The sequence below is a fragment of the Niabella aquatica genome, assembly GCF_054779315.1.
This window is the reverse complement of the sequence record NZ_BAAGYM010000011.1, coordinates 74,776-101,288: the sequence shown is the minus strand read 5'-3', so window position 1 is coordinate 101,288 and position 26,513 is coordinate 74,776. Positions and strand designations below refer to the sequence as shown.

At 43.0% G+C, this 26,513-nt stretch carries 21 protein-coding genes; 7 read left to right on the top strand and 14 right to left on the bottom strand.

Annotated features, from left to right (window positions below):
* Position 1 precedes the first annotated feature (1 nt).
* On the bottom strand, positions 2-1,291 hold the full coding sequence (gene mtaB, locus ACYVBM_RS09885) for a tRNA (N(6)-L-threonylcarbamoyladenosine(37)-C(2))-methylthiotransferase MtaB (protein WP_460685491.1): 1,290 nt from the start codon (positions 1,289-1,291) through the stop codon (positions 2-4).
* 141 nt (positions 1,292-1,432) lie between these two features.
* Here mtaB and ACYVBM_RS09880 point away from each other — a divergent pair, with 141 nt between their 5' ends.
* Together ACYVBM_RS09880 and priA are read left to right on the top strand one after the other, a co-directional pair.
* Entirely contained in the window at positions 1,433-2,185 is a 753-nt protein-coding gene (locus ACYVBM_RS09880) for a lysophospholipid acyltransferase family protein (RefSeq protein ID WP_460685490.1), read from the top strand.
* Positions 2,186-2,199: 14 nt separating this feature from the next.
* Positions 2,200-4,698 carry a replication restart helicase PriA gene (priA, locus tag ACYVBM_RS09875; protein WP_460685489.1) on the top strand — a complete coding sequence of 833 codons (2,499 nt, stop codon included), beginning with the start codon at positions 2,200-2,202 and terminating at the stop codon, positions 4,696-4,698.
* 327 nt (positions 4,699-5,025) lie between these two features.
* Here priA and ACYVBM_RS09870 read toward each other — a convergent pair whose 3' ends face one another.
* The 3 genes from ACYVBM_RS09870 to ACYVBM_RS09860 are packed head-to-tail and all read right to left on the bottom strand — an operon-like array spanning position 5,026 to position 10,126.
* Positions 5,026-6,471 carry a sialate O-acetylesterase gene (locus tag ACYVBM_RS09870; protein WP_460685488.1) on the bottom strand — a complete coding sequence of 482 codons (1,446 nt, stop codon included), beginning with the start codon at positions 6,469-6,471 and terminating at the stop codon, positions 5,026-5,028.
* 42 nt (positions 6,472-6,513) lie between these two features.
* The gene (locus tag ACYVBM_RS09865; protein ID WP_460685487.1) at positions 6,514-7,848 is read right to left on the bottom strand and encodes a sulfatase-like hydrolase/transferase; all 1,335 of its coding nucleotides are present in this window, start codon (positions 7,846-7,848) and stop codon (positions 6,514-6,516) included.
* Positions 7,841-10,126 (bottom strand): glycosyl hydrolase family 95 catalytic domain-containing protein, encoded by a 2,286-nt coding sequence (locus ACYVBM_RS09860; protein WP_460685486.1) that lies wholly within the window; start codon positions 10,124-10,126, stop codon positions 7,841-7,843. Before ACYVBM_RS09860 ends, ACYVBM_RS09865 begins: the two co-directional genes overlap by 8 nt.
* Positions 10,127-10,188: 62 nt before the next feature.
* Between ACYVBM_RS09860 and ACYVBM_RS09855 the strand changes: the two genes are divergently transcribed.
* Entirely contained in the window at positions 10,189-10,521 is a 333-nt protein-coding gene (locus tag ACYVBM_RS09855) for an MmcQ/YjbR family DNA-binding protein (protein WP_460685485.1), read from the top strand.
* A gap of 262 nt (positions 10,522-10,783) precedes the next feature.
* Here ACYVBM_RS09855 and ACYVBM_RS09850 read toward each other — a convergent pair whose 3' ends face one another.
* The 3 genes from ACYVBM_RS09850 to ACYVBM_RS09840 all read right to left on the bottom strand — a co-directional run bounded on the left by ACYVBM_RS09850 (position 10,784) and on the right by ACYVBM_RS09840 (position 13,609).
* On the bottom strand, positions 10,784-11,611 hold the full coding sequence (locus ACYVBM_RS09850; RefSeq protein ID WP_460685484.1) for a hypothetical protein: 828 nt from the start codon (positions 11,609-11,611) through the stop codon (positions 10,784-10,786).
* Between the two features lie 290 nt (positions 11,612-11,901).
* Positions 11,902-12,924, bottom strand: a complete 1,023-nt coding sequence (locus ACYVBM_RS09845) for a fibrobacter succinogenes major paralogous domain-containing protein (RefSeq protein ID WP_460685483.1) — start codon at positions 12,922-12,924, stop codon at positions 11,902-11,904.
* Between the two features lie 67 nt (positions 12,925-12,991).
* Complete coding sequence (locus ACYVBM_RS09840; protein WP_460685482.1) at positions 12,992-13,609, bottom strand: hypothetical protein; 618 nt, start codon at positions 13,607-13,609, stop codon at positions 12,992-12,994.
* A 411-nt stretch (positions 13,610-14,020) separates the two neighbouring features.
* Between ACYVBM_RS09840 and ACYVBM_RS09835 the strand changes: the two genes are divergently transcribed.
* The gene (locus tag ACYVBM_RS09835; protein ID WP_460685481.1) at positions 14,021-14,242 is read left to right on the top strand and encodes a helix-turn-helix domain-containing protein; all 222 of its coding nucleotides are present in this window, start codon (positions 14,021-14,023) and stop codon (positions 14,240-14,242) included.
* A gap of 154 nt (positions 14,243-14,396) precedes the next feature.
* Here the strand turns inward: ACYVBM_RS09835 and ACYVBM_RS09830 are convergent, their stop codons facing one another.
* From ACYVBM_RS09830 to cysM, 5 genes are all read right to left on the bottom strand, one after another.
* On the bottom strand, positions 14,397-15,257 hold the full coding sequence (locus tag ACYVBM_RS09830; RefSeq protein WP_460685480.1) for a hypothetical protein: 861 nt from the start codon (positions 15,255-15,257) through the stop codon (positions 14,397-14,399).
* Between the two features lie 15 nt (positions 15,258-15,272).
* A complete protein-coding gene (locus ACYVBM_RS09825; protein ID WP_460685479.1) occupies positions 15,273-18,065 on the bottom strand; it encodes a CHAT domain-containing protein in 2,793 nt (930 codons plus the stop codon).
* A 24-nt stretch (positions 18,066-18,089) separates the two neighbouring features.
* Complete coding sequence (locus ACYVBM_RS09820; RefSeq protein WP_460685478.1) at positions 18,090-18,950, bottom strand: tetratricopeptide repeat protein; 861 nt, start codon at positions 18,948-18,950, stop codon at positions 18,090-18,092.
* Between the two features lie 21 nt (positions 18,951-18,971).
* Positions 18,972-19,598, bottom strand: coding sequence for an RNA polymerase sigma factor (locus tag ACYVBM_RS09815; RefSeq protein ID WP_460685477.1), 627 nt, complete (start codon positions 19,596-19,598; stop codon positions 18,972-18,974).
* A 100-nt stretch (positions 19,599-19,698) separates the two neighbouring features.
* Positions 19,699-20,580 carry a cysteine synthase CysM gene (cysM, locus tag ACYVBM_RS09810; protein ID WP_460685476.1) on the bottom strand — a complete coding sequence of 294 codons (882 nt, stop codon included), beginning with the start codon at positions 20,578-20,580 and terminating at the stop codon, positions 19,699-19,701.
* 98 nt (positions 20,581-20,678) lie between these two features.
* Here cysM and ACYVBM_RS09805 point away from each other — a divergent pair, with 98 nt between their 5' ends.
* Positions 20,679-22,070, top strand: a complete 1,392-nt coding sequence (locus tag ACYVBM_RS09805; RefSeq protein ID WP_460685475.1) for an FAD-binding oxidoreductase — start codon at positions 20,679-20,681, stop codon at positions 22,068-22,070.
* A gap of 405 nt (positions 22,071-22,475) precedes the next feature.
* A complete protein-coding gene (locus ACYVBM_RS09800; protein WP_460685474.1) occupies positions 22,476-23,108 on the top strand; it encodes an SRPBCC family protein in 633 nt (210 codons plus the stop codon).
* A 9-nt stretch (positions 23,109-23,117) separates the two neighbouring features.
* Here ACYVBM_RS09800 and ACYVBM_RS09795 read toward each other — a convergent pair whose 3' ends face one another.
* Both ACYVBM_RS09795 and ACYVBM_RS09790 read right to left on the bottom strand, forming a co-directional pair.
* Complete coding sequence (locus ACYVBM_RS09795) at positions 23,118-23,810, bottom strand: rhomboid family intramembrane serine protease (RefSeq protein WP_460685473.1); 693 nt, start codon at positions 23,808-23,810, stop codon at positions 23,118-23,120.
* A 170-nt stretch (positions 23,811-23,980) separates the two neighbouring features.
* Positions 23,981-24,622, bottom strand: coding sequence for a J domain-containing protein (locus tag ACYVBM_RS09790; protein WP_460685472.1), 642 nt, complete (start codon positions 24,620-24,622; stop codon positions 23,981-23,983).
* A 226-nt stretch (positions 24,623-24,848) separates the two neighbouring features.
* Between ACYVBM_RS09790 and ACYVBM_RS09785 the strand changes: the two genes are divergently transcribed.
* Positions 24,849-26,291: a DUF6600 domain-containing protein gene (locus ACYVBM_RS09785; RefSeq protein WP_460685471.1), complete on the top strand. Its 1,443-nt coding sequence runs from the start codon at positions 24,849-24,851 to the stop codon at positions 26,289-26,291.
* The last annotated feature ends 222 nt before the right edge of the window (positions 26,292-26,513 follow it).

The window sequence follows — 26,513 nt, the reverse complement described above, 5'->3', positions numbered from 1 at the left end:
GCTATAGTTGCCACTCGACAATGCTGTTCTCCAATGTTGTTTTATAAGGAATGCTAACGCGGATATAATTATCGCTATATCCTTCTATCATGCCGTTTTTATTGTGATTTTCAAATAATACCTTACGTGTTTGTCCTGCATGTTGTGCTTCAAAATATTGCATTTTCATATAAGAAAGATTACGAAGCGATTTATTCCTTTCATGCCTTTGATGTATAGGTACTACCGGTTTTAACGTAAGCGCATGGGTATTATCTCTTTCAGAATAAGTGAAAACGTGCAGGTAAGAAATGTCTAACCCGTGCAGGAAATCGTAAGTTTCTTTAAATTCAACATCGGTTTCGCCGGGAAATCCCACAATAACATCCACTCCAATAGCACAATGCGGCATCAGGGTTTTTATAAGCCCTACACGTTCAGCATAGAGTTCCCGTTTGTACCGCCTGCGCATCAGCCCCAGAATCTTATTGCTGCCACTTTGCAGCGGTATGTGAAAATGCGGCATGAACTTTTTGCTGTTAGCTACAAATTCCACAATTTCATTAGTAAGCAAATTAGGCTCTATGGATGATATCCGGTACCGTTCAATCCCGTCAATGTGATCGAGCGCTTTAATGAGCGAAAAAAAGTTTTCTTCCCTGCTATGAACCGGCACCGGGGCATACCCGTCAGGGCCTTTACCGAAATCGCCCAGGTTAATGCCGGTAAGCACAATTTCTTTAGTACCGCCGGCAGCGAGACTTTCTGCGCTCCTGATCACATTGGCAATATTATCGCTGCGGCTTTTTCCCCGTGCCATGGGAATCGTGCAGAAAGAGCAATTGTAATCGCAGCCATCCTGCACTTTTAAAAAAGTACGGGTACGATCGCCAAGCGAAAAGGAAGTAGTAAACCCGCTGACTTCTTCAATATCGCAACTGCAGATTTTTGCGGAGTCTCCTTTAGCGATCTCTTTGATATGTTTGGTAATATTGAACTTTTCTGCTGCGCCCAAAACCAGGTCTACACCGGGAATTTCGGCTATTTCCTTAGGTTTTAACTGTGCGTAGCAGCCGGTAATAACCACGATGCTTTCAGGTGCTTTACGTTGTATGCGGCGCACCAGCTGGCGGCATTCTTTATCTGCATTATCGGTAACAGAGCAGGTGTTGATTACATATACATCGGCCAGTTCTGTAAATTCTTTCTTCACAAAGCCCTCATTTTCCATCATCCTGGAAATGGACGAGGTCTCGGAGTAATTGAGTTTACAGCCCAAAGTGTGAAAAGCTACTGTTTTTGTGCCCTGCATAAGGGTGCAAAGTTAAGTTGAAAAGTTGAAAGGTTGAAAAGTTGACTGTTGGTAACCAGGGCCAGGCGCATGAACTTGCGAAATTTTGTCAACTCATTAACCTGCTGACTTTTTAACTAATTCCTACATTTGCCAACTGATATGAAGATCCTGCGTTTCCTGTTCAGCATTTATGCGGCCATTCTCTTTGTGGTTTTAATGCTGCTGGTATTTCCCTTTGTAATCATTGCCAGTTTTTTTGGCAGGATCAGGGGCGGCAATATGATCTACCGGCTATGCGTTTTATGGGCCGATGTGTGGTTTGCGCTTACATTTATTTTTGTAAAGAAAATATATGATGCACCACACAATAGTAATAAGAAATATATTATTGTAGCTAATCATATTTCGTACCTGGACATTCCCATGCTGGTGAAAGTGTTCAGAAAACCTTTACGGCCGTTAGGCAAAGCAGAACTGACCAAAGTGCCGGTTTTTGGTTTTATATATAAATATGCTATTGTTTCGGTTGACAGAAGCGACGCCCGGCACCGGGCATTGAGCCTCCGTTTACTGCGCTACATTTTAAACAAAGGCATTTCAATTTTTGTTTTTCCTGAAGGTACTTTTAATGAAACAAATGCTCCTTTAAAGGAATTCTATAATGGCGCTTTTAAGCTGGCTATTGAAACGCAAACGCCTGTTAAGCCCGTTTTATTCCTGGATACTTACAGCCGGATGCACTACCGCAGTATATTTTCTTTAAATCCCGGGAAGAGCAGGGTAGTGTATCTTGAAGAAATAGCTGTTGACGGCCTTACAATGAATGATGTAGCCCGCTTAAAAGACAGCGTATATCAAAAAATGGAAGAAGCGCTCAGGGCTTATAAGGCGCCCTGGATATCAAAACAGTAAGTATATTGCACTACATGCCGCAAGCACCTGAATTATACAGTAACAGTTATAGGAAGCCCGTTTTTGCGGAGATCATTATCCCGCTGGCCCTCCCGCTTAATTATACCTGGCAGGTACCTCAACATTTGCTGGAAACAGTTAAGGCGGGCTGCAGGGTAGAAGTGAATCTTGGCAGGAATAAGCGGTATGCTGGTATTGTAAAATTTTTACATGACAATGCTCCTGAATTTTTTGAGCCGAAAGAAATATTGAATGTTCTGGATGTGCAGCCCGTGGTATATGCCCAGCAGCTACAGTTATGGGAATGGATGGCTGCTTATTATATGTGCACAGAGGGAGAGGTAATGGCTGCAGCACTGCCGGCTCATTTTAAACTGAGCAGCGAAACGGTTTTGATTTTTAATGAGGAAGCAGGAGAAGATTTCACGGATCTGGATAATGAAGAATACCTGGTGGCAGAGGCTTTACTGATTAGAAAGGAACTAAAACTGACCGAAGTACAGCAGGTATTGGATGCTACGCATGTGTATCCTGTTATTAACCGGTTGATACAAAAGCGCATTTGTTATGTGTGGGAAGCGTTGAAGGAAACCTACAATCCTAAAAGGGAAACTTTCGTAATACTGGCGCCTGAATACGCTGCAGAAGCGGCTTTGGAGCAATTGCTGAATGAGGATAAGCGCCTGCAGCGTGCCGAAAAGCAAATGGAGCTGCTGCTGGCCTATCTGCATTTTCAAAAAGCTGAAGGCGATGTAACCAAAGCTGCTTTGCTGAAAAAGGCAGGCGCCAGCGAGGCGCAGTTTAAGGGACTGGTGGAGAAAGGAATTTTGATCGCTGAGAAAAGAAATGTTGACAGGGTGAGGCGGTCGCCTAAAAACATTAATGTAGATTTTGAGCTGTCTGAAGCACAGGCAAAAGCATTTTCGGACATTAAAGCATCGCTTGTTCAAAAGAATATCTGCCTGTTGCATGGGGTTACCTCCAGCGGCAAAACGGAGATTTATATCAGGCTGATAGAAGAGCAGTTGAAAACCGGAAAGCAGGTACTTTATATGTTGCCGGAGATAGCACTCACTTCTCAAACCATTCGCAGGCTGCAAAAGCATTTTGGAGGGCATATAGGCGTTTATCACTCTAAATTTTCACAAAATGAAAGAATAGAAATATGGAACAGGGTAAAGGATGGTGAGCTGAAAGTTGTGTTGGGCGCACGCTCTGCGCTGTTCCTGCCTTTTGACAACCTGGGCTTTATTATTTGTGATGAAGAGCACGATACTTCTTATAAGCAGATGGAGCCTGCACCACGTTATCATGCAAGAGACGCGGCTATTTATATGTCGTCGTTATACGAGAACTGTACTGTGATTTTAGGCAGCGCCACTCCTTCGTTAGAGTCTTACTATAATGCCACAAAGGGTAAATATGGATTAGTACAGCTGACACAGCGCTATGGCGATGTGGAGATGCCTGTTATCGAAATGATTGATACGCGCAGGTTCCGGGCAAAGGATATCACTGAAACTATTTTAACACAGCCGCTGCGCGATGCGGTTCAACTGGCTCTGAATAGTAAGAAACAGGTAATACTGTTCCAGAATCGGCGTGGTTATACTCCTTACCAGCGTTGTAATGCGTGCGGCTGGATACCTCAATGCAGGCATTGTGATGTATCGCTTACCTTTCATAAATTTTATAATAAACTGGTTTGCCATTATTGTGGTACCACTTATCCGCCTATGACCACCTGCGCCGCCTGCGGCAGCCACGATTTTGTGCAGAAACAATTTGGTACCGAAAGAATAGAAGAAGCTTTACAGGAAATTTTTCCTGATGCCAGAGCGGCCAGGATGGATATTGATTCGGTACGTGGCAAGCACGCGCACGACCAGCTGATACAGGCATTTGAGCAGCACAAGATCGACATACTGGTGGGTACACAAATGGTAGTGAAAGGACTTGACTTTGAAAATGTTGACCTGGTGGGCATTTTAGACGCTGATGGCATTTTATCTTTTGCTGATTTCAGGGTGAATGAAAGAGCGTTTCAGCTGATGGAACAGGTAAGCGGACGGGCGGGACGCAAGCATGGCAAAGGTAAGGTACTGGTACAAACTGCTCAACCGGCACACCCGGTATTGGTGCAGGTGCAGCGGCATGATTATGATGCCATGTACCAGGATGAAATAACTAAACGGGAACTTTTTGCTTATCCGCCTTTTTCCAGGATCATTAAACTTACTTTCAGAAACAAAATAAGAGAGGTAGTGCAGGATGCGGCACAGCTCTTTGCCAATGGGCTGTCTAATCGCTACAAAGCGTATTTAACAGGCCCTGCAGAACCGGTTGTGAACCGGGTGCGCAACCAGTATTTAATGGAGCTGCTGCTAAAATTGCCTCGCAATGCAAAAGTCCTGGAGCAATGCAAAAAAGATATCCTTTATCAGATAGCGCTACTTCACCAGGAAAAAAGATATAAATCGATAGTGGTGATCCCCGATGTGGATGGAGTGTGAAAGGGGATATAAGCGATAGCTGACAGGTATAATAGCTGAGAGGATATAGATATCAGGCCTTCCTGAAAATTCCGGGTGTGCTGTGTATTGTCTATTTCAGGCCGTATTGAATCAGTGTGTTGTGGATTTTTAATTTTCCAGCCATTTAAAATATTCAATTGCTACCGTTGAAATCTCCTGAAGCTTAATGCTGGCACACATTTTATACTTTCAGGAAACCCCGATGTTAGCCGCCCTTTCATATTCACTATTCACCAATAACTGATATTCATAAGCTATAGACAATAAACCTCCATCCCCGATCTCCGGACTTTCCCACTACACTCCTCACTTCACTTTCCCTGTATCTACTTCCCAATCATCTGTTCTGAAAGGAGCAACCGGTAATCCCTCTTTGCTGAAAATATTAGACATGCCTTCGTTGCTGAATGAAAACCTTACGGCCACCGGTTTTTTTACCTGGGTACTGGACGCAACCAGCCTGTTTTTTTCTATTTTAACCATTGCCGGGAAGAACACCTTGTCGGCCCCGGCAATAAAAAACTCAGTAGCCGCCTTCCCGCTCTTTAATGTAAAGCCATTAGGAGCATTATCGAAATACAGGTTCGCATTGCTTCCGTTTATTTCCATGCGGCTAAACATAGGGCTTTTGTAAATGCCCACATCCTGTGTATATGTTTCTGCTAAGGCATAAGCAGCGAGTCTTTTGGCTACCTCTGTTTTATTAGTGGGGTGTATGTTTTTTACATCATTAACCAGGTCCGTAATTACCACCATACCGGTTTGGGGAAGGTTTAATGTTTGGGTTTGCTGTTCGCGGATGAGGTTGCCCACATTATAATTTCCATAAGTATAAGGGGCTATCTGCACATAATAAAAAGGAAACTCTTTTTTCCATGCCTTTCTCCAGGCGTTTATCATGGAGGAAAATAAATGATTATAAGTAAACGGCATCACGGTATTGCCTTCGCCCTGGTACCAGATAACGCCTGCAACAGAAAACTGTGTTAAAGGATAGATCATCGAATTGTATGCATAACCAGGCTGTACGGGCCACCACGGCGTTTGGTTTTGCATGGCGGCAGATTGCATTAATACGCTGCTTTGAGTAACTATCCCGGCCGGGGTCCATGTCTCTGCGGGTGTTCCGCCCCAGCTTGCATTGATGATGCCTACAGGCACATTCAGTTTTTTCTGAAGCTCCTTCGCAAAAAAATAACCCACTGCGCTAAAGCCCTGCAAAGCTTCAGGGCCGCTTATTTTCCAATTTCCTTCTACATTATCCTGCGGGTACCGCGATGTTGACCGGGGTACCTGTAACAATCTCAGGTTATTGTTAGCGCTGTGAGGTATTTCCTCCAGTATTTGTGGCAGCTTCTGGTAGCTGCTCCATTCCATGTTCGATTGTCCGGAGCACACCCATACTTCGCCGATCATAATATTGCTGAGGGTGATGGAATTATCACCTTTAAAGGTGATTGTATACGGCCCTCCCGCAGCCGGGGTTGCCAGCTTTATTTTCCATTGAGCATTGCCATCTGTAACTACTGAATCTGTTTTATTATTCCAGGAAGCTGTAATAAATATTTTTTCCGTTGGATTTGCCAGCCCCCACAACGAAACCTCAGTTTTTTGCTGCAATACCATATTGCTGCCGAAAATGTTGGGAAGCCTTATAGTAGCAAACGCTGTACTGCCTGCAGTTATGGCGAAGGCTATACAAAATCCTATAAACTTAAAAAGAACCGGTTTCTGGTAATGAGCAATCATCATTTTTGTTTTAGTATTTAAAATCCGGGGTGAAAGTTAAGAATTTTACCGGCCTTTTGGAAATGCTGCAAACAATTCTAATAAAGATTTCTTTTGTGCACTGTAATCAGGATTGTTAAAAAGATTCACCCGTTCCGACGGGTCCCAGGATAAGTTGTAAAGCTCGTTTAGCGTCCCGGCGCTATCTTTTGTGACGCGTAATTTCCAGTCCCCGTCCCTAACACCTTCCAGTGATGTATTATGATAATAAATGGGCCGGTGAGGTTTGTCGTAATTTTTTATGGTAAGAAAGCCTGACACAGATTGGCCGTCGAGCTCATTTTTGGGCAACTTCGATCCCGACCATTCGGCTATTGTTGGCAAGATATCCAGGTTGGAAAGGGGCTTCCTCAATACTTCATTAGATAAGGTGTGCCCCTTCCAGTAAACGATAAAAGGAACACGATGCCCTCCTTCGTAGGATAATGCCTTCCATCCCCTGAAAATACCTGCTGCACCTACATGGTAGGGCCTGGTGTTACCATCCTCGTACATACGCTGCGGCGCGTTGATCCAGGGGCCGTTATCGCTGGTAAAAATGAAGACCGTATTGCTGGCTTCGCCTATGTCGTCAACAGCTTTCCATATTCTTGCCAGACTTTCATCCATATCTTCAATCACATCGCCTAAAGCCCCGGCTGCCGAGTGCACGGGTCGATATTTCATAGCTCCAAATGCCACAGGTAAATGGGGCATATTGTGGGCCAGGTACAGGAAGAAAGGTTTTTTGTTTTTATGTGCCTGCTGAATGAATGCGATAGATTCTTTAGTATAAATATTGCTGAGAATGCTGTCGTGTGGTTGATAGATCTCAGGTGTGGTATTCCTGAAAATTTTAATAACGGTATCTGTTTTTACATAAGGGCTTCTGTAATCATGGCTATACATCATGCCATAAAAAAGATCGAAGCCCTGTTGATTCGGAAGCCCGCTTCCATAATCGCCCACATGCCATTTACCTATTGCCCCTGTAGCATAGCCGCTGGGCTTTAAAACCTCTGCAATGGTTACTTCATCTTCAGGCATTGTGATTTTGTTTCCTGGCCCGATTACATAGGTAATGCCCGATCTTGTGCAATACCTTCCGGTAAGTAATGAAGCACGGGAGGGGGAGCAAATAGGCGACGTGGTTACAAAATTAGTCGCCATCAGGCCATTAGTCGCCATTTTGTCCAGGAAAGGCGTTCTGATCAATGGATTGCCATAACAGCCAATATCGCTATAACCTAAATCATCGGCTAATACGAGTATTATATTGGGCTTTTTCTGGGCCGATAAAGCTGATACCATTAATAATAACCATGCACTGGTTATTAATTGCCTGCATATTTTTTTATTCATAACCATTTTCAAAAATTACGGTTTGTCCTCTTTTAAGGTTCACAGAAATAATCCCGTTATCATTTCTTTTAAATAATTCCATAGGAATATTTTTCGACAGCCAGGTTTTAAAAGGAAGCCTGATGTTTAACTCACCATTTTTTTCAGCAACTACGGTAATAATTGTGGGCACCCCGTTTTCTTTTTTTGCCGAAACAATAAAAGCCCCTTCGGCCCTGAGATGATTAAAAGCAACATCTTTCCATTCGCGTGGAACAGCCGGAAAGACTTCGATATAACTATCCCTGCTTTGTAGTAACAATTCGTGTACGCCTTGTGCAAAAGCAAAATTGCCTTCCAGGGTAAATGGTCTGTATGTAAGGCCGGAGTGTTCTCCTCCTTTCTGGTCTCCATTCAGATGGAAGCTATTGGGAGAACAGAAGTTGGAAGCGAAGATCTGCAACTGCCTGGCAGCTTTATCAGCCTCATAGGACCGTGCATACAGGCTGGCCATCCAGCTAAAGGAGTAGCCGCACCATGCCCGGGTGCCTATTTCTTCAATTCTTTTTAAGGAATTTTGAATCATGACTTTGTCTTCCGGGTTGTTGATATCTAACAACGCCAACGGGTATATAGCCATGTACTGGGACATGTGGCGATGCGAATTGTTCAGGTTTTGTCCCGGCGCAACCGTAAAACCAGTTTCGTTTATTTCATAGCCAGGAAGCTGTTTCAGCAGGGTTTGCCAATGCGCTGCTTCACTTTTTTTACCGGCGGCTATGGCTGTCTCTCCTGCTGCCTTAAACAGGAACTTAACAAGAGAAAGGTCAAAATTGCTCCATTCCCTAAACCAGGCCTCTATACGGTTGTCGTTGTATTCAGGGCTGGAGCTTAAAGGAAGCTTTCTTACGCCATCTTCTAATCGCGTGATGTTTTCGAGGTAAGTAGCTACGTCGTGTATGTAGGGATAGGCTTTGGCTTTGAGGAAGATTTCATCCATCGAATATTTCCACTGCCAGTAGAAATGCTGCGCGCACCAGGCGCCTACTGTTGGCCCCAGCGCATATGGTATCCATCCTCCCATCGGGTCACCGTTAAGCGTGGCCACTCCCGGCACGTTCAGCCCTTCCACGCCGAAATATTGTTTGGTATATTGCTCATTCTTTTTCCTGTTTTTCCATAGCCAGTTAATAAAACTTTCCCCTTCTGTCAGGTGGTTACCCGTATAAACCGGCCAATAGCTGAGCTGGGTATTAAGATCATTATGAAAATCGCCTTTCCATGGTGGAAGGCTGCCATTATCGGCAGTCCAGACGGCTTGCAGCGTAATAGCAGGAGCCATGGGGCGGGATACCGATCCCAGCTTATACATTTCCAGGTAATATTGCTTTTCAATAAGGGTGTCCGGCAGGCTTACTGATGATTTGGACCAGAAATTCTTCCACCAGTTGGTATGGCCTGTCCAGCTGGTAGGCTCGCTTAAAGCAGTGTTGAGCACCGGTATTTTAGCCTTGCTGTTGTTGCTAATGGTCCATCCTCCAATCATCCGGTTTCCCGGGAATTTTTGCCAGGCAATGGCTACTTCAAAATAATTCTTATCATAGGTAGATTGATGATAGCTGATGGTATGGGCTGTTTCCATAACTGTACCTTGCGTATATCCTAATTTTTCAAGGCTTTGTGCAGGAAGTTTGTCTTTCCCGCTATTACCGTTGTTGTAATTATGCACAATAAGTTTTGGTGCCAGGATGTTAAATATTTCATGAAATTTTTTTTCCTCAATGTTTTCGAAAGTAAAATACCCCGTGTTTTGAGTGGCATGTATATAACATTTAAAAGTGATCCCGCTTTCAAAAATGATAATATTAATGGCGTTTTTTATGTCGAGGGTATTGGAGAGAACTTTTCCAATGCTGCCCAGATCAAATTCTAATGCAGCAGCAGGAAGTTTGGTAGGATAAGGTACCTGGTCATAAGGAACGTCGCCTAACAGTTGGGCAGAGTCGTAATTTTTAGTGCGCACCCAGCGTTCAACGTCCTTAAAGTGAAATTTGGACAGGTCCAGTGCTTTGCGTTCGTCCCAAAGGTCTGCCCGGTCCAGTGATAAGCGAAGCCTGCCCTGTTTTTGCCATACAAGTGCACCCAGCATGCCATTGCCGAGTGGCATGGCTTCATCCCATTTTTTTGCTAAATGGTTAAATTGAAGATTGTGCCATGCCTTTGGCTGTGCAAAACAAATTTCTGATAAAGCAATAAATAAAACCAGTAGTAATAACCAGGCGGATAGTCTCCTTATCATAATTAAAAGCTAAATTGCATATAAGCGCAGTTAAGGTAGCAATTTTAATTTTATAAATAGCCATGAATATTGAAGTAATACGTGATTATTGCCTTTCAAAACCAGCGGTGGAAGAGACTTTTCCTTTTGGTCCTGACACTTTGGTGTATAAAGTGGACGGGAAAATATTTTTACTAATGGGCATCAATAGTAGCCCGCTTTCATTTAATGTAAAATGCGATCCTGACAGGGCTTTAGAACTGAGGGAAGCGTATGAGTGTGTAAGACCGGGCTATCACATGAACAAAAAGCACTGGAATACAGTTATTGCAGACGGAACTGTTTCCCCGAAGCTTTTAAAGGAGTGGATCGATGATTCCTATCACCTGGTGGCTAAGGTAAAAAAGAGCAGGTGAACTTTTTCAGAAATGAATATAACTATGCTCTTTTAAATTATTCTTACAGAAACAAAATTTTAAGCGATTGAGTAATAACCATATCACATTCAGGTCTGCTTTGCAGCTGCTATTGGTACAATGCATTGCAGTGGACCCGGCGTAATTGCTTTTACGGCGGGTTCTGCAAACTGTTACCGTAGCCCGGACAGAGACGTGTTTTTACATATAGCATTACCTGCAGATGGTGAAACAGCAAACAGTTCCTGTACTTTCGTATTCTTTATTTTATGCTGAACGTGTAAACATCTAAACTGGTTGCAGTGGCTTCCGGTTTAGTGGTGAAAAAGTATTCTCCTTTTGTCAATGCTCTGTTCGGTGCAATTTTGTAGACATCGTTGTTTAGCTTACTGATGTTTAGAGGAACCTGGTACTTTTCGCCGGTTTTGGCTCCTTCAAATGTTCCTACCGACATACTTTCCACTTCCCGCTTCCCCTTAACCGATTTTAAAGTATATAAAGTTACTTCCGGTAAAGAGGCACCACCGGTATTGATCATGAAATATTGAATATCATCAGCCGAGAGACTGACACCGGAACTGGCTCCGTCTACCTGTAATACCTGAACACCCTTGAACCCGAAGTTCCGGGTGCGTTTACCGGCTACAGATTTTTCTAACGGCTGAAGCGGTTGTGCCTTCAGTAAAACATATACATGATTTACTAATTCGGGCGACAGGTGTGATGCCCCACCTGTATTGCTTGATTTTACCGGTTCTTTTTTAGTAGAAGCGATAGCTGCGGTGCTGCTGCCGGAAGCGCTTTTATTCATCATAGCTTTTATCACATCCGCCGAAACTCCTTTGGATTTTAAGTCGATCAGCGCATCAGTAGAAAGATCAAATACGCATTTGGACTGATCAATTTTTGTAAGGATAATTTCATCCCCCAGCCCGGCTTTATGCAGGTCAATAATGCTTTTGTTGGTGAGTGCATCGCTTTTAGGCAAGGCTGATTTTACTGCTGGCTTCGGAGTGGTTTTGGTTTGGCTTTGTACTGCAGTGCTTATACATACAAATAGTAAAGTAAAATAAAGAATTGATCTCTTCATAACTGATTTTTTATTAGGTGAGAATTGTATTTTTTTAATTATTAAAACGAGTATTTTCTTTTGCCCGTGTTCTGCCTTGCGTTGCTGTACACCCGTGTAGTTAATTTATGGCAGGTCCGGTAGCCAGGGTGGAGACCGCCTGTTAAAGCAGGTTGTATGCTTTCCTGGGCAAGCGATATGGTTGCAACCAATGATAGCAGCATCTCTATTAAGGCGGTTAATTTGAGCTGCAAACAAAAATTGTAAACACTGCATAGTTTATTTTTTATATCGGCTATGGCAGAGATGTTTCAATCTTTAATTAAGCGAATGGATGCGCCAGTTTGAAAAAATGCTGTATGCTTCGTAATGGAGCTGCTCTGATTAAAAAGACTGTATGCCAAAGCCAAATAATTATCATTCTGTTTTGTATCAGCACTCCACCAAATACCATCATAACCAATTGAGTAGGGGAATGGCGGCTCTGCGTTCGGAGAGCGCATAGAACCCGGTAGTGCTGAAAATCCACTGCTATTGGTCGCTCCGGTATTCGGAGAAAGCCAATGACTAAACCCTGTTTCTTTTAATTTTCCTCCTGCAACTGACTCACCGCCCAAATAGCTGATAAGCGTTTGCCACTCTGCATTCGTTGGTATATGCCAGCCTTCAGGAGCCAGGCCACGTGCATCTCTAACAGCATAGAAGTTATAAAGCATGCCATAAATATTCAGATAAGTAGTATTACTTTGCCAATAAGAAGCGCTCGCTTTGTTCAGCATGCTCCAGGGATAATTGGCCGGATCGTTCGCATTGTTTCCACCTGCAACAGGAATGCTTTCCCCATTCCTGAAAACGGTAACATCCAGATTGTTCTTAGACCATATTTGATTGCCGATTGTAACAGACTCCAGTTGAGCAACGCCAAGCGTTTTAAAACTTAATATATCCCCGTATACAATAGTGTTATTATATTTAGCATACGCTCTTACGTAATAAGTGGTATTGATAGTAAGGCCCGATAATCTTGTATCAAACCACCCTCCATTTTCAGTATTTACACTAACATGATTATCCCTGACTGTCGGGGCGTTATTTGTTCCATAACAAACGCCAGTCTCCGGTATAGATACGCTACTTGAAAAGTCTTTACTTGTTGCGCTCCAACTGATACGGGCAAACCGGCTGGCCACCTGATCCACTTCTATAGTTTTCACTTCTATTTTATCGTTGTCCGCAGATTCTGTTCTTTCATCCACCGGTTTGTCTTTGGAGCAGCCTTCAATAATAAAAAATAGGAGGGGAGCTATTACGAGCTTTTTGTTGATCCATTTCATATGGGAGTATTTTACCAGTTAAATTATTTAAGATTATGAGTAATGGTCAGAATAATTATTGTAGTGCTTATATTAGCTCATCTATTTTATGTAGGAGCGACTTCGCGGTAAGCACTGTCAAATGCTGTGCAAGGCGTATTTCCCGCTCACCGTATTGAATACATACACTATAACTTTTTTCCCGTACGGCGCGCATTAGCGCCATCCGGGCCTCGGTACTTGCAGCATTAATACCCGAAGCCACATTACGTACAGTGTCCGCCACACCAAAACCGCCATAAGTGGTATAGCTCAGCATTTCCATTTTTTCGCCCCTGGGGCTGCGCACATATAATCCTATAATATCTTTGTTGGCATAATGACTGTTCCCAACGCTGAAGCCCTCTTTATCAAAGCTGAAACGACCTCCCCGCCTAATAACAATATTGACAATTACAAGGGTGCCCACATACAACAGTAAAAAATAAGTGATCCAGTTTGGAATGAAGCTGCCCAATATGCCGGACGCCGGTCCCTTACTATTATTAAACGTTAGAATAGCTCCAGCGAGGCTTAGTATGCCTGCAATCCAGATAAGGGGCAGGGCAAACCTGAATCCCAGTATTGCAGGTTTCCAGGTACAGGTGTAGCTGCCTGTAGCATTTTGTTGAATGTTGAAACTGTAGTTAGGATTGACTGATGTCATAGTTTGTGATTTTATAATGATTGGTTTAATAAGCCTGTTCATTCTGCCGGATATCCTTTAACCGGTATTTACGTTTTTCGTTCCATACAGGTCTCATACAGCACACGGTGTATTGGCTGTGGACGCTGTATTTTTTAACCACGGTATCAGCAATATGCAATGCCGAAGCCGGAGCGTGTGTTGTGAGGGAGTACTACTCCTATTTGTGATCTTAAGGATTAATCCATAATCTGCCATTTCTATTCATTCACACTAAACAGTTTAAAAAGTGTTTTGATCCTTACAGCGTTTTGGAACACAGTCCCTTAAATAAAGCTGGCCTGCTTATAAACTATGGAAGTAAAATAATAGCAATCATATTGACATATATGTTTACCATTTATACAAACATAAAATATAATCTTGACATTCATGTCAATAAATATCCAGGAATATCAAAAAAAGTTTGGCCAGCGCATCAAGCGGCTCCGGAAAGCGATCAATTTTTCGCAACTCGATTTAGCGGTAGCTTGTGGCCTGGAGAAAACAGCCATTTCACGGATTGAGAACGGCAGGACCAACATTACCTTGAAAACCGCTCTTATTCTTTGTTCCGCCTTAAATGTAGAATTGAAAGAGTTGTTTGACATTTAGGCCGATCGGCATTTTTTAAAAATCAGATGAATAAATAGCATACACTTTTTGTATTTTTAAAGTATTATATAATAAAAAGCAATAGTCCGGGCAGCGAATTTAACATCCATCTATTTGATAGCTTGTCCCTATAGTAGGTATTCAATATTGTTTTTTATATCAGTCCCGCATTTTTAAAGTATAATGCCGCTTCTTTTGCCGTATTAAAGCCTTGTTTGGAAAAAAGTTCTGTTTTTTTTAAGATCCGTTTGTTAAATGTATTCACTGTTGATTTTTTTATTTTAAAAGCCTGCCCTATTATTTCGCTGGTACTGTTTTTTTGGTATACATACCTTTTGAGTATTCTTAATTCCTGTATAGAAAAGCTGGTTTGCTCAGCAAATTTTTTTCTGGCAAGCGCATGTAATCTATCATCCACATGCGCGCTATAACTGTTTACAGGGTAAATGCGGGTATGATAGGTTTCGCAGCTGAATTGTTTCAGCATGCTTAGCTGGCACAGGTATTCGGTTATTTTGTTCTTTCCGGTTAACTGGAAAGGTGAGCATTCCCGTTTGCAATAAATGTATTTGCCGGTTTTATGCCTTAGCGCAATAAGCGTGGCGCAAACGGGCTGCATAAACTGCAGTTTGATTTCATTATGCATGAATAGTTCCAGCAGCGAAGCGCTGTAATAACACTGTAGGGGAGCATGTGCCGGGTGGATGATCTGGTGATAGTCTCTGAGTGAAAAATCAGTATCAGTATACCCCAGCCACCGGGAAATACCATTACGATGCACGATCCTGTTCTCAGCCAGGTTTACAGAGAAATAAATACGTTCCTGAAGTATTTCTTCGTCCATACGCTTCAGTACAGCGTTCTGCTCCAAAGCGGTAACCACTTGTGTACAGGAGTGATCTTCCAGGTAAGCAGCTACCTGATCGGCATAGTTTATGCCGGCGGCTGCAGGCTTGTATTGTGGGAACTGGAGCATTGCTATCTTTAATAGCAACTTCCGGCCTGTTATCATCATCCCTTTCCCAAAAAATTATTGCACCAATGTGAACCCTGCCCAGTAGTAGGGCGTATATTTTTTACGCATGGTTTGTTGTGTATTCAGAAAAGCCTGGCGAATGGTCTTTCCTCCCAGCCATTGAGCATAAAAATTTTGCATGAACTCTGCGGTTTCTTTATCCGGTACCTGCCAAAGGCTGGCCATTATATAGTTTACTCCGGCCAGTTTAAAGGCCCTTTGCAGGCCGAACACTCCTTCGCTGCCTTCTATTTTTCCCAAACCGGTTTCGCAGGCTGATAATACAGCCAGCTGCGTATTGGGCAGCTGCACCGAGCTTATTTCAAGCCCTGTTAATATGCCATCGTCTTCGTTGGGGTGTGCTTTCCCCTGCCAGCCCCTGTTGCCGCCTGCCATTACCAGCCCGCAGCGCAGCAGAGGGTTGTCTGAAGCTTTAAAGGATGTTTCGGGATCGCTTTCTTGCGTGGGAGTATCCGGGAATGTAAAGCCATGGGTTGCAAAATGAATGACCGCCGGAGAGTTATTGCCTCCAAGGCTTCTGAATGCAGCTTCGGTAGCATGGTCGCCCGTAAATATAGTGACCTCTTTTTGCGAAGCTTTTGCAGACATTTTTATCATATTGATCTCTGTCAGGGTATGAGGCAAAAAGCGAAAAGAGTCCAGGTCGGCGCCGCGACCTTGATAATTTATATAATTGTTGGAAGCGGGCGATGCAGCAATGCTTTCATTTGCGGCTTGCTGATCGTAATGGATACCACCAAACATGGCTATTGAAACGGGAGTGGAAGGCCGGCTCTGCTGCAAAACTATCTGCCGGGTGGAAGTAAGCTGAACAAGATCATATTTATCACAAAGCAGCCCTTCTTTTTTATAAGGGATCGCCGAAAAGGCTGTGTGGTGCAGTAATCCATCCGGAGAAAAATACACGGTCCGGCTATGGGTAAGGTAAGGTTCCAATGGCTGCCATATTAGTTTATATAAATCGTTTGCATTGTTTTGGTTGTATGCCGGTTTTGCCCCACGGCTTTTTGTAGCTGCTTTATAAGGGAATTTTTTCATGGCGGCAATTAATTGTTTTTCTTCACACAGCATTACAAACTGTGGCACCGTATCCTGGGGACGAAGTAACAGGGCCGCATAGTAAACGGTGTCGGGCTGTATGGTACTATAGGTATCAAATCTATATTTGAACCGTACAAATTCAATGCTGGCTTCATTGTTCCGCAAATGTTTTTGCACATCCTGCCATTGAACAGAAAGTATTTCTTTTACTTTCCGGTAGTCTGCCGACCTGCGCAATATATCCTTCTCCTCCTGGTTCAGAGCGGCGGCAATAGAATCTGTATTGGCGCTTCTTTTAGCTATTGGTGTTAGCAGCAGGTTTGTATAAAAAGATTTGTGCTGAAGGTAATTTTTCCAAAGCCGGTTTAGTTCACCATCTTTTGATTGCGACATATTTTGATAAAGATATCTTGTATTTTGAAGGCTGATACTGTTGGCGCTTAGCCTGGTGTTATAAGCAGCGACTGCTATCTCCGGGCTTTTATGCTGCATTAAAAAAATGTAAGGCCTGGCCGAATACACTTCGATCCCTTTTAAATAAACAAGTAATTCCGCTTCAGATAAGAAGTTCAGTTTTTCTAATAGCAGCTTGTTTTCTGTTTCTACGGCTTCCTTTAAATATATAGCCTTTTTAGGAACATTGTCGGCATATAAATATCGGCTCATATCATACAATAACTTCAATCGGGTAGCGTTTCGGTCTACTCCCAATTTGTTGTAGATAACCAGGGCCTTTTCAAATATTGGTTCTGCTAATTCAATTCGATTGGATATGGCATATAGCCTGGCTAAGCTTCTCAGGCAGAATGGATATTGAAGGGTTTCCTCTCCACCATTTTTGTAGGCGATCTCAACATTTTCTTTCAGGTATTTTTCTGCTGTTTCATATTTCTCCATTTCGGTATTAATTACACCTAAATTATTTAAAACCATTATATAGGCAGCACTGTTCTCTCCATTGGCCTGTTTTTTTATTTCCAATGCTTTTCTGAACATAGAATCGGCCATTTCCAGGTTATGATTCCGGTTGTATAAAATTGCAAGATTATTCAATGCACTGGCATAGGCGGAATGTTGCTCTCCATACATTTCTTTCAGCATACCTAATACCTGAACCTGTATTGTTTCCTGTTTTCTGTAATTACCCATTCTTTCGTATAAAATGCCCAACTCATGCAAGGCCAGCGCATATTCTGTCTTTTTCTCAAGAGGTTCCCGGGGTGCCACATTACTGGCAGCGATGAATAACTCCTCTGCCTTATTTAAATTGCCCATTAATGTGTAAAGATTTCCTAGCTGTATTAAGCTAAAAGCATAATCGTTTTTGTATGGAACATTTATTTCCTTTAAAATAGCTATTGCTTTTTGATATTGTTGTTCGGCTTCCGGTAATTTCCCGGCTTCTTTACAGGTTGTTGCAAGATCTACCAAATACCTGCCATACTTTTGACTGCTTGCTCCATATTGCTTCTTTGCGCCATCGCAAGCTTTTACATGATAAACCATGGCGCTGTCGTTCCTGGCCAATGCTCCATAAACGACGGCCAATGTATATGCAGCCTCAATGTATGCAGTATCTTCGCTGTTAAGATGTTTTACTGCTTCAAAACTTTGTTGTGCAAAGGGCAATGCTTTAGTGTTCTGGCTTTTATCAAAGTAATACTTTGCAGAATCACTATCACTCTGCCCCCGGGCTAATACTTGCAGGCATAAGCATATGCCGGTTAATATTATAAAGCGTTTCATAAAATGTTTCTGTAGTTTAAAAGATTATTTTTCTAAAGTATTCAGTATGATTGCTGCATTCTTTATTAATACATGGTTCCCTTTATGATTAATAATGCTCCTGCACAGCTCGGCTGCTTTTTCCCTGTTTTTTTCTTTTAAATAAGCTAAAGCCAGGTACCATTGCGTCTTAGCCTTTAAGGTTGTATCGGGTTGATTTTTCAACACCCAATTAAAATGAGCAATTGCTTTTCCCGTATTGCCTGTTTCCAGATATGCAATTCCCTTATAATAATGTCCGAGTTGCAAAATATTTTTTTTCCGGTCTGTTTCTTGAGGGCCCCGGGTTTGCGGCAGGTCGTTTAAATTTAATTTTTGCAGGGTTGCGTAATTGCCCTGCTCATAATCCATCAGTGCTTCTGCCAGGAAAATAGGATATTCTTCGGGTAAAGGTTCTTTTTTAAAATATTTTTTGAACAATGAAGCCAGGTCAATGTCGTTGCTGCTATCTTTTGCAGGTTCACTTATTACTGTCTTAGACCGGCCGCTTTCTTCCCGGGTGGTATCAATATTCTTTCGGTTGGCTATATCCGGGGCAGTACCCGGCTTTTGCCAGGGTGCCATAAAAAGTACAATTGCTATTATAACAGCCGCTGCTGAGCCGATGGTCAGCCACTTTTGCATCCTTCTTACTTTGCCGGGTATTTCAGCCGGTGCTACGGTACCTGGCAGGCAGGTTATATCCTTTAATGCAAAGCTATCTCTTAAAGATTGCTCAAAATCGAGCTGATGGCGCATTTCAGGATTAGCTGCCAGTTCTTTTTCGAACGCCTCCATTTCAGCAGCCTCCATTTCGCCGTCTAAGAAGCGGATGATTTTTTCGTACTGTTCGGTTGTAATGCCCATACCTGCAATTTAAATGATATACTAATTGTTTTGTTTGTCCATCTCTCCAATCAGTTCCCGCAACCTTTGCATACACCTGTAAATACGATTGGTTGCCGAGGCTGCTGTAATAGCTAAAAGTTTTGCAATTTCATTATTCGATTTTCCTTCAATATGCCGCCATTGAATAATCTGCCTGTCGGCTGCAGCCATTTTTGCCAAGGCCTGCGCTATCGTTTCCTCCCGGCTTTTTGTTAGCTCGTTTTCCTTTTCATTCATATCGTATTGTGCTCCGTCAGAAAGTACAGGATACAATTTTTTGTTTTTTTCGGCCAGGCGCTTTTCATTGGTTAAATGCCCCAATAGCATATTCCTGCAATAATGGAACAACACGGTTTTTACATTGGCCCTGCCTGTATAAAGTTTATCCTGATGGGCAGATTCTTTTAATTTCAACACACCATCGGTAAAAGAATTATTAGCCGCAAATTCAATGATATCTGCAGGATAGCGATGGTAAGTGATTTTTGCCCATTGTATAAACAGCGGGCGGTAGCAGGAATAAAAACAGGAAATGATTTGCTCGGATAGGTTCTGCTGGTTATTTTTAAAAGCAAAAGAAATGGTTTCTATGGTTAGCAATTGCCGGCAGTGTGTACTGTTATCCATTAATCGTTTGAATTTGTTATAAATCGAATTACCCTGGTGTTTATTCCCAGATGTACATGAATTTATGCTGTCAGTTTTAACCGGGCAGGCCTATTCTGCATTAATCAAACAGGTCAGAAGATAAATACCGGTCGCCCCTGTCGCAGATAATACATACAATAATACCTGATGCCAGCTCTTTTGACAGCTCAATAGCTGCATGTACCGCGCCGCCGCTACTCATGCCGGCAAACACCGCTTCTTCCCGCGCCAGGCGTTTTGCCATTGTACGGGCATCTTCTTCGTCAAGATCGATCACCCTGTCAATCCTGCTGCGCTCAAATATTGCAGGCAGGTAAGCTTCAGGCCATTTACGTATGCCTGGTATACTCGATCCCTCTGTAGGCTGGCAGCCTACGATCTGAACAGCGGGATTTACTTCTTTCAGGTATTTTGATACACCCATAATGGTACCCGTTGTACCCATGGAAGAAACAAAATGAGTAATGCCGCCCTCTGTATCACGCCATATTTCCGGACCTGTGGTTTGGTAATGCATCCCTGGGTTGTCAGGGTTGCCGAACTGGTTAAGCATAAGGTAGCCACCCTGTTTTAGTTTATCATTGGCATAATCGATAGCGCCTTCCATGCCCTTATCCTTCGGGGTTAAGGTAACGGTTGCTCCAAATGCCTGCATGGTTAAAACCCGTTCCCGCGTGGCACTTTCCGGCATTACGAGCTCTATGTCAATGCCAAAAAGATTAGCTATCATTGCAAGAGCAATACCGGTATTGCCGCTGGTAGCTTCAACCAGTTGGATGCCTGGCTTAATTTCCCCGCGGTCTAATGCGCCTTTTATCATACCATAAGCGGCCCGGTCTTTTACGCTCCCTCCGGGGTTATTACCTTCCAGCTTGGCATATATTTTTACATTGTTATTTACTGATATCTTATTCAGCTCAACCAAAGGCGTATTGCCTATTTGTTCCAGTATCCCAGCCATTTTTTATAGTTATAGGGTGTCAAAGATAAGTATGTTGTTTTTATAGACTAGTGTTGCTGTTAAAAAACTATATTTACAATAATAGAACCACTACCGCTATGATAACAGAAGATATAGCCCGATCGTTTAAAAATATTGTAGGAAGTGATCATTTTTTTACCAATGAAGATGTTTTGTTGCATTATGCACATGATGAAACAGAAACACTGGATTTTAAACCGCAGGTGGTTATAAAGCCTTCAACTCCGCAGCAGATCAGCGCTGTATTAAAGATTTGTAATGAACATAAAATACCGGTTACGCCCCGGGGTGCAGGTACAGGCCTGAGCGGCGGGGCGTTGCCTCATTTGGGCGGTGTGGTTATTGCTACCGAAAGCCTAAATAAGATTCTGGATATAGATGAGCGAAATTTGCAGGTAACAACCGAGCCGGGGGTTATTACTGAAGTATTACAAAAGGCGGTAGCCGAAAAGGGGTTGTATTATCCCCCGGATCCTGCCAGTAAAGGTTCCTGCTTTATCGGTGGAAATATATTAGAAAACAGCGGTGGCCCGCATGCTGTAAAGTATGGCGTGGTGAAGGATTATGTGCTGAACCTGGAAGTAGTACTACCAACGGGTGAAATTATATGGACCGGAGCAAATGTATTAAAGAATGCTACAGGATATAATATTACGCAGCTGATAGTAGGCAGCGAAGGCACATTGGGCATTGTAACCAAAATTGTGCTGAGACTTATTCCTTTACCTAAATACGATTTACTGATGCTGGCTCCTTTTGCCAGCCTTGAAAAAGCCTGCGAAGCAGTAAGCGCCATATTTCGTGCAGGGTTTACTCCCAGCGCATTGGAGCTGATGGAAGCGGAAGCACTGAAAATAGTAAGCAGCATGGTGCACAGCCACATTGTACCGGTAAGTGATGATATGGAGGCCCACCTGCTCGTAGAAGTAGATGGCAATGATATGGAAGTATTATTTAAGGAAATGGAGCAGATCGCTTTTGTTCTGGAACAGCATAAAGCAGGGGAGATTTTATTTGCAGAAGATGCACACCAAAAGGAGGCGCTCTGGAAAATTCGCCGGAAAGCAGCAGAATATGTGAAAAGGGCCGGGTATACGATAGAAGAAGATGTAGTAGTGCCGCGTGCAGAACTATCTAAGCTGATTAGCGGATTAAAAGCCCTTGGCCGGCAGCACGATTTTAATGTGGTCGCTTACGGCCATGCAGGAGATGGCAACCTGCATGTCCGGATAAAAAAAGAAGGAGTCCTTAATAGTTACAACAGTCCTGTAATGGACACCATTGTAAGGGAGTTGTTCTTGCTGGTAAAAAGCCTGGGAGGAACGATCAGCGGCGAACATGGTATTGGTCTGATACAAAAGCGCTTTATAGATATTGTCTTTGAAGAAAAGCAGATACAGCTTATGCGGGATATTAAGAAAGTATTTGACCCTAATGGTATTCTCAATGCCGGGAAGATATTTGATTAAGCAAAGATGTTAAAAAAAAACACTGTTCGAAATACCCTTCGTTCCAAACTTTTATGCTTCCTACGATACACATAACCCTGTACCGCTGGAAGCGGCAGGGAGGGAATATACAGAGGCGCGCTGCGTGTTTCATTCAGTCAGGACCGATTATTTAATATATTTTGTGACGGCCAATTACAACGCCATTGACGGGTGCTCGATTGTACCGGGATCGATGAACGCCCGTATGTTTTTATCAGCTTAAAGAATTTATTATTTACAACCTGAAGGTGCATGTTTTCCGGTTACAGACAAACCTGTTGAAGTGATCTGTATTATCTGCAGCCCGAATTTTTACTAAAACCAATAGGGGTAAATACACAGTTAATGGTATTAAGTATATAAGAAACAATAAAATGATTACAAATGAAAGAACTTATTAAAAGCATCTTGCCGGTAATGGCTGGCCTGTTATTCATTACCGTATGTAATGCTGCCGATTTTAAACTGGTAAAAAATGAAAGTAATATCAATTTGTATGAAAGATGGGTGCCACATAATGGTAATACGGTGCGTGAGCTGAAAGCCGATTTTGTGGTGAGGACACCATCTGCAGATGCCGTGATCGCATTATTAAAGGACCCGGATAAAGGTGCAAAATGGAATACCCATGCCAGAACCGTTAAAATAGCTGTAACAAAAAATGAGACCGTTTGGTACACCTATGTGCGTTATAAAATGCCATGGCCTATGAACGACCAGGATTGTGGCCTGAAATATTTTTTCAATAAAAATGATGTAAGCAAAGCAATATGCCCTGTTTATTTTGAAGAAGCCGGTGTTATGCAGTTTCCTGCTATTAAAAATGTGAACCGTATTACCGGGACCAGAGGAAAGTGGGTGCTGGAAAAAATAAAGAACGGGCATTTAAGAGTAACTTACCAGATAATAACGGATAAAAGCATAAGTGTGCCGCGCTGGATTGCAGATCCCATTATTCATGATAATCTTTTTACTACTATGGCTGCATTCAGGGAACTGCTTGAGCAAGGGTCCTGAACCGCACTCTTATGCGGTTCTGACAGGCTGCCTGTTCACAAAAAACTTTACCAGTAAAAGACCGGCCGCAAAGCCGCCAATATGAGCTGCATAAGCTACACCCGCATCCTCACGTCCTAAGGCCCCCATACCGTCTATTACCTGTAAAGCAATCCACAGGCCCAGTGCCACAAAAGCATTTACCCGTATTACAAATGGAATGATCAGCATGCGGATACTGTTTTTGGGAAATAGTATCATATATGCGCCCAACACACCTGATATAGCACCAGACGCACCCAGGCTGGGAGTATATAAGCCAGTGCCCGTATAGCCCGACATAAAAACATGCGCCAATGTGGCTAATACACCACAAAGCAAATAAAATACAAGATATTTGAAATGTCCCATTACATTCTCAAGGTTGTCGCCGAAGATCCATAGATACATCATATTCCCGGCAATATGGGCAATGCCGCCGTGCATAAACATAGCTGTAAAAATAGTCCCGTAAACGGGGATCGGGGTTGGCTGAAGGCCCCCACCGACAATATCCCGGTTGGTTAAGATCTCTTTTGGTACTGTTGAGTAGCTCATCGTGAAGGCCTCATTCGTACCTAGCCCCTGTGCAAAAATAAATACCCCTATATTCAGTGCTATAAGCAGATAGTTAATATAAGGAGTTATTGTCCGGCCGGTATTATCATCTCCAATAGGGATCATTGTTGTTTATTTTGCTTCCGAAAGATAAAGGTTCTTTACCATAAAATATCGAATGTAAAATATTAAAAATGCTTGCTGACTTTCTGAAACCGGAAATAATCATTGATAGGGAGATTGATGATTTATTCCTTTAAGCTGCCCTGCCGTGCAGTAGCATACCGGTTGCGTATTTATTTTAAAGAAGTACCCCATATCAGGATGCAAAGGAGCACTACAATTAAAATAATAAATGCCGGTTTCCAGGTTTCCCAGAAGATTTTACCTTCCAGCTCTTCTTCTTTATTCTTGATAGCTTCAGCATAATTACTATTGATAAGTCGGAGTGTTTTGAATAAGCCGGTTTGAACCGATGCCGGTAATACAGTAACCATGTATAATAGTTCTTTCACTATCGCATCGTTAACAGGCATTTCGTTAAACTCATTTAGTAAAGAAATATTTTCTTCAGAAAGCAGCAGGTTTAATTCGGTGCCAACACCATCTTTGTTCATACGGTATATGTCCATTTTTCTTATCTGATCGCTGGCCAGTAGTACCTGCTTTAATATATGTTCGGGCGTTTTTATCGGTTGTTCAAGCGGATGGCCATACGCTTTGGCCAGCCATCTTTCCTGCAGGTATTTTTCTTTTTTACCTGCGTTGGATAATGTTTCATAAGCCTCTTTTATAAGATCAAAATAAGCCCGTGAAGATTTGTTATCAGGATTTTTATCAGGATGGTAAAGATGCGCCAGCTTTCTGTAGGCTGCTTTTATTTCGGCAATATCTGCCGAAGGCGGGATCTGTAATATCTGATAATAATCAACTGCCATCAGTGGTGAAAGTAGGGAATAATCTGAAATAATGAATAACCTGTCTATAATTGATAATCAATCTGTAAAGTTTTTCAACAGGGATATAAATGCAAAATAAATCATAAAATAATATTGGCGGGAATAATAAAAGGCCGCTTAAGCAACTTTACATATCGTTCTGCGGTCATTAATACAGAAGCAGAGATTTTCCTAAATTCAATAACAATTTAAATAGCTAAATAAAATGAAACGATTTATCAACTCCTTAGGTATCGGGCTAACATTAGCATGGGCGCTGCTTTTAGCCAAACCTGCAGAGGCGCAGCCACGGGTAGGGGTTAACATTAACTTTCAAACTTTCTACGATGAGCTGAGCCCTTATGGCGACTGGATCGATTACCCGGAATACGGCTATACCTGGCGCCCCAGGGTTGAGGCAGGCTTTCGCCCTTATGCTACCAATGGCTATTGGGTATATGCCAATGATTATGACTGGATGTGGACTTCGGGATATGATTGGGGATGGGCGCCTTTTCATTATGGCCGCTGGTTCCAGGATCCTTATTATGGATGGCTGTGGGTGCCCGGATACGATTGGTCTCCTGCATGGGTGACCTGGCGTGGCGGGGGCGACTATTATGGGTGGGCCCCTATCCGTCCCGGTATCAGTATCAGCATAGGCTTTGGCAGCTATAACCCTCCTTATGATTACTGGACATTTGCCCCCGGCCGTTATATGACATCAAGAAATATTGGCAGGTATTATTACCCCTACGGTAATAATGTGACAATTATAAACAGAACAACCATTATCAATAACTATCATAGCGACCGTGGAAGAAGGAGCAGTTATGTGAACGGTCCGCGTCGTACAGATGTAGAAAGATATACCGGCCGTATCAACGCAATGTCAGTACGTTCTTCGGACAGGCCGGGCAGAACCACAGTAAGCAGGAATGCCGTTTCTGTATACCGGCCAGCGGTTTCAAGAACCGCCGACAGGTCTGATTATGCCCCGAAAGCCGTGCAACGTTATGACAGGAATAGCGTAGCAGCCAGGGGTGCTGACAGAAATACTAACAGAGTTTACAGTAACGGCGCCCGTTCAGACAACCGTAACGACCGTGAAGCACGTGTTAATATGGCCCCGCGCAGGGAAGATGCCATTAACAGGGATGCAGGAAGACGTTCGGAAGATAACCGTACTTTCAGGGACAATACAGGCCGGAGCAGTGCTAACGGTTCTGGAGAATCATCTAATGCGGCACGTGCAGAGCAAATGCAAAGGCAGCGCAGTAACCGGTCTGATCAAAATATGATGGAAATGCGGCAGCGTAATGAAGAAATGCGGCAACGTAACAACGATGCCATCCGTCAACAAAGATCTGAAGAGACCAGGCAGCGTAGTATAGAAATGCGTCAACAACGCCAGGCCGAAATTCAAAGGCAGCCTCAATCCGGTGTTGAAACGCAGCAGAGAGCGGTACGGGATCGGGATCAGGCTCAGAGAGAATCGCAGGTACGCAACCGGGAAATGCCGGTACAACGGCAGTCTGCGCCGAGAATGGAAAGCCGTTCTGAGAGCAGGAGCTTTGAAGGACGCAGCAGCTCACCCGGCCGTTCCTTTGGAAATGGTGAAAGAAGCAGCAGTCGCGGTGGTGGTGAAAGAGGTGCAAGAGGAAGATAATCAGGAGTTGTTGGTTTAGTTTTTATATATTTAAAGTTTGCAAAACGGTTTCGGTTCTCCGAAGCCGTTTTCCTTTATGGTTGGTGCTGGATAATACCGATTCGATGAAAAAGGTGTTATTGTACTGAGCCCATCGGAGGACTTTTTTCAAATGGATGATGGTCGGCAGGCTGTTAATGGGAAGTAGTGTATTTATTTGATAATAAGCTCTTTAAAATATTA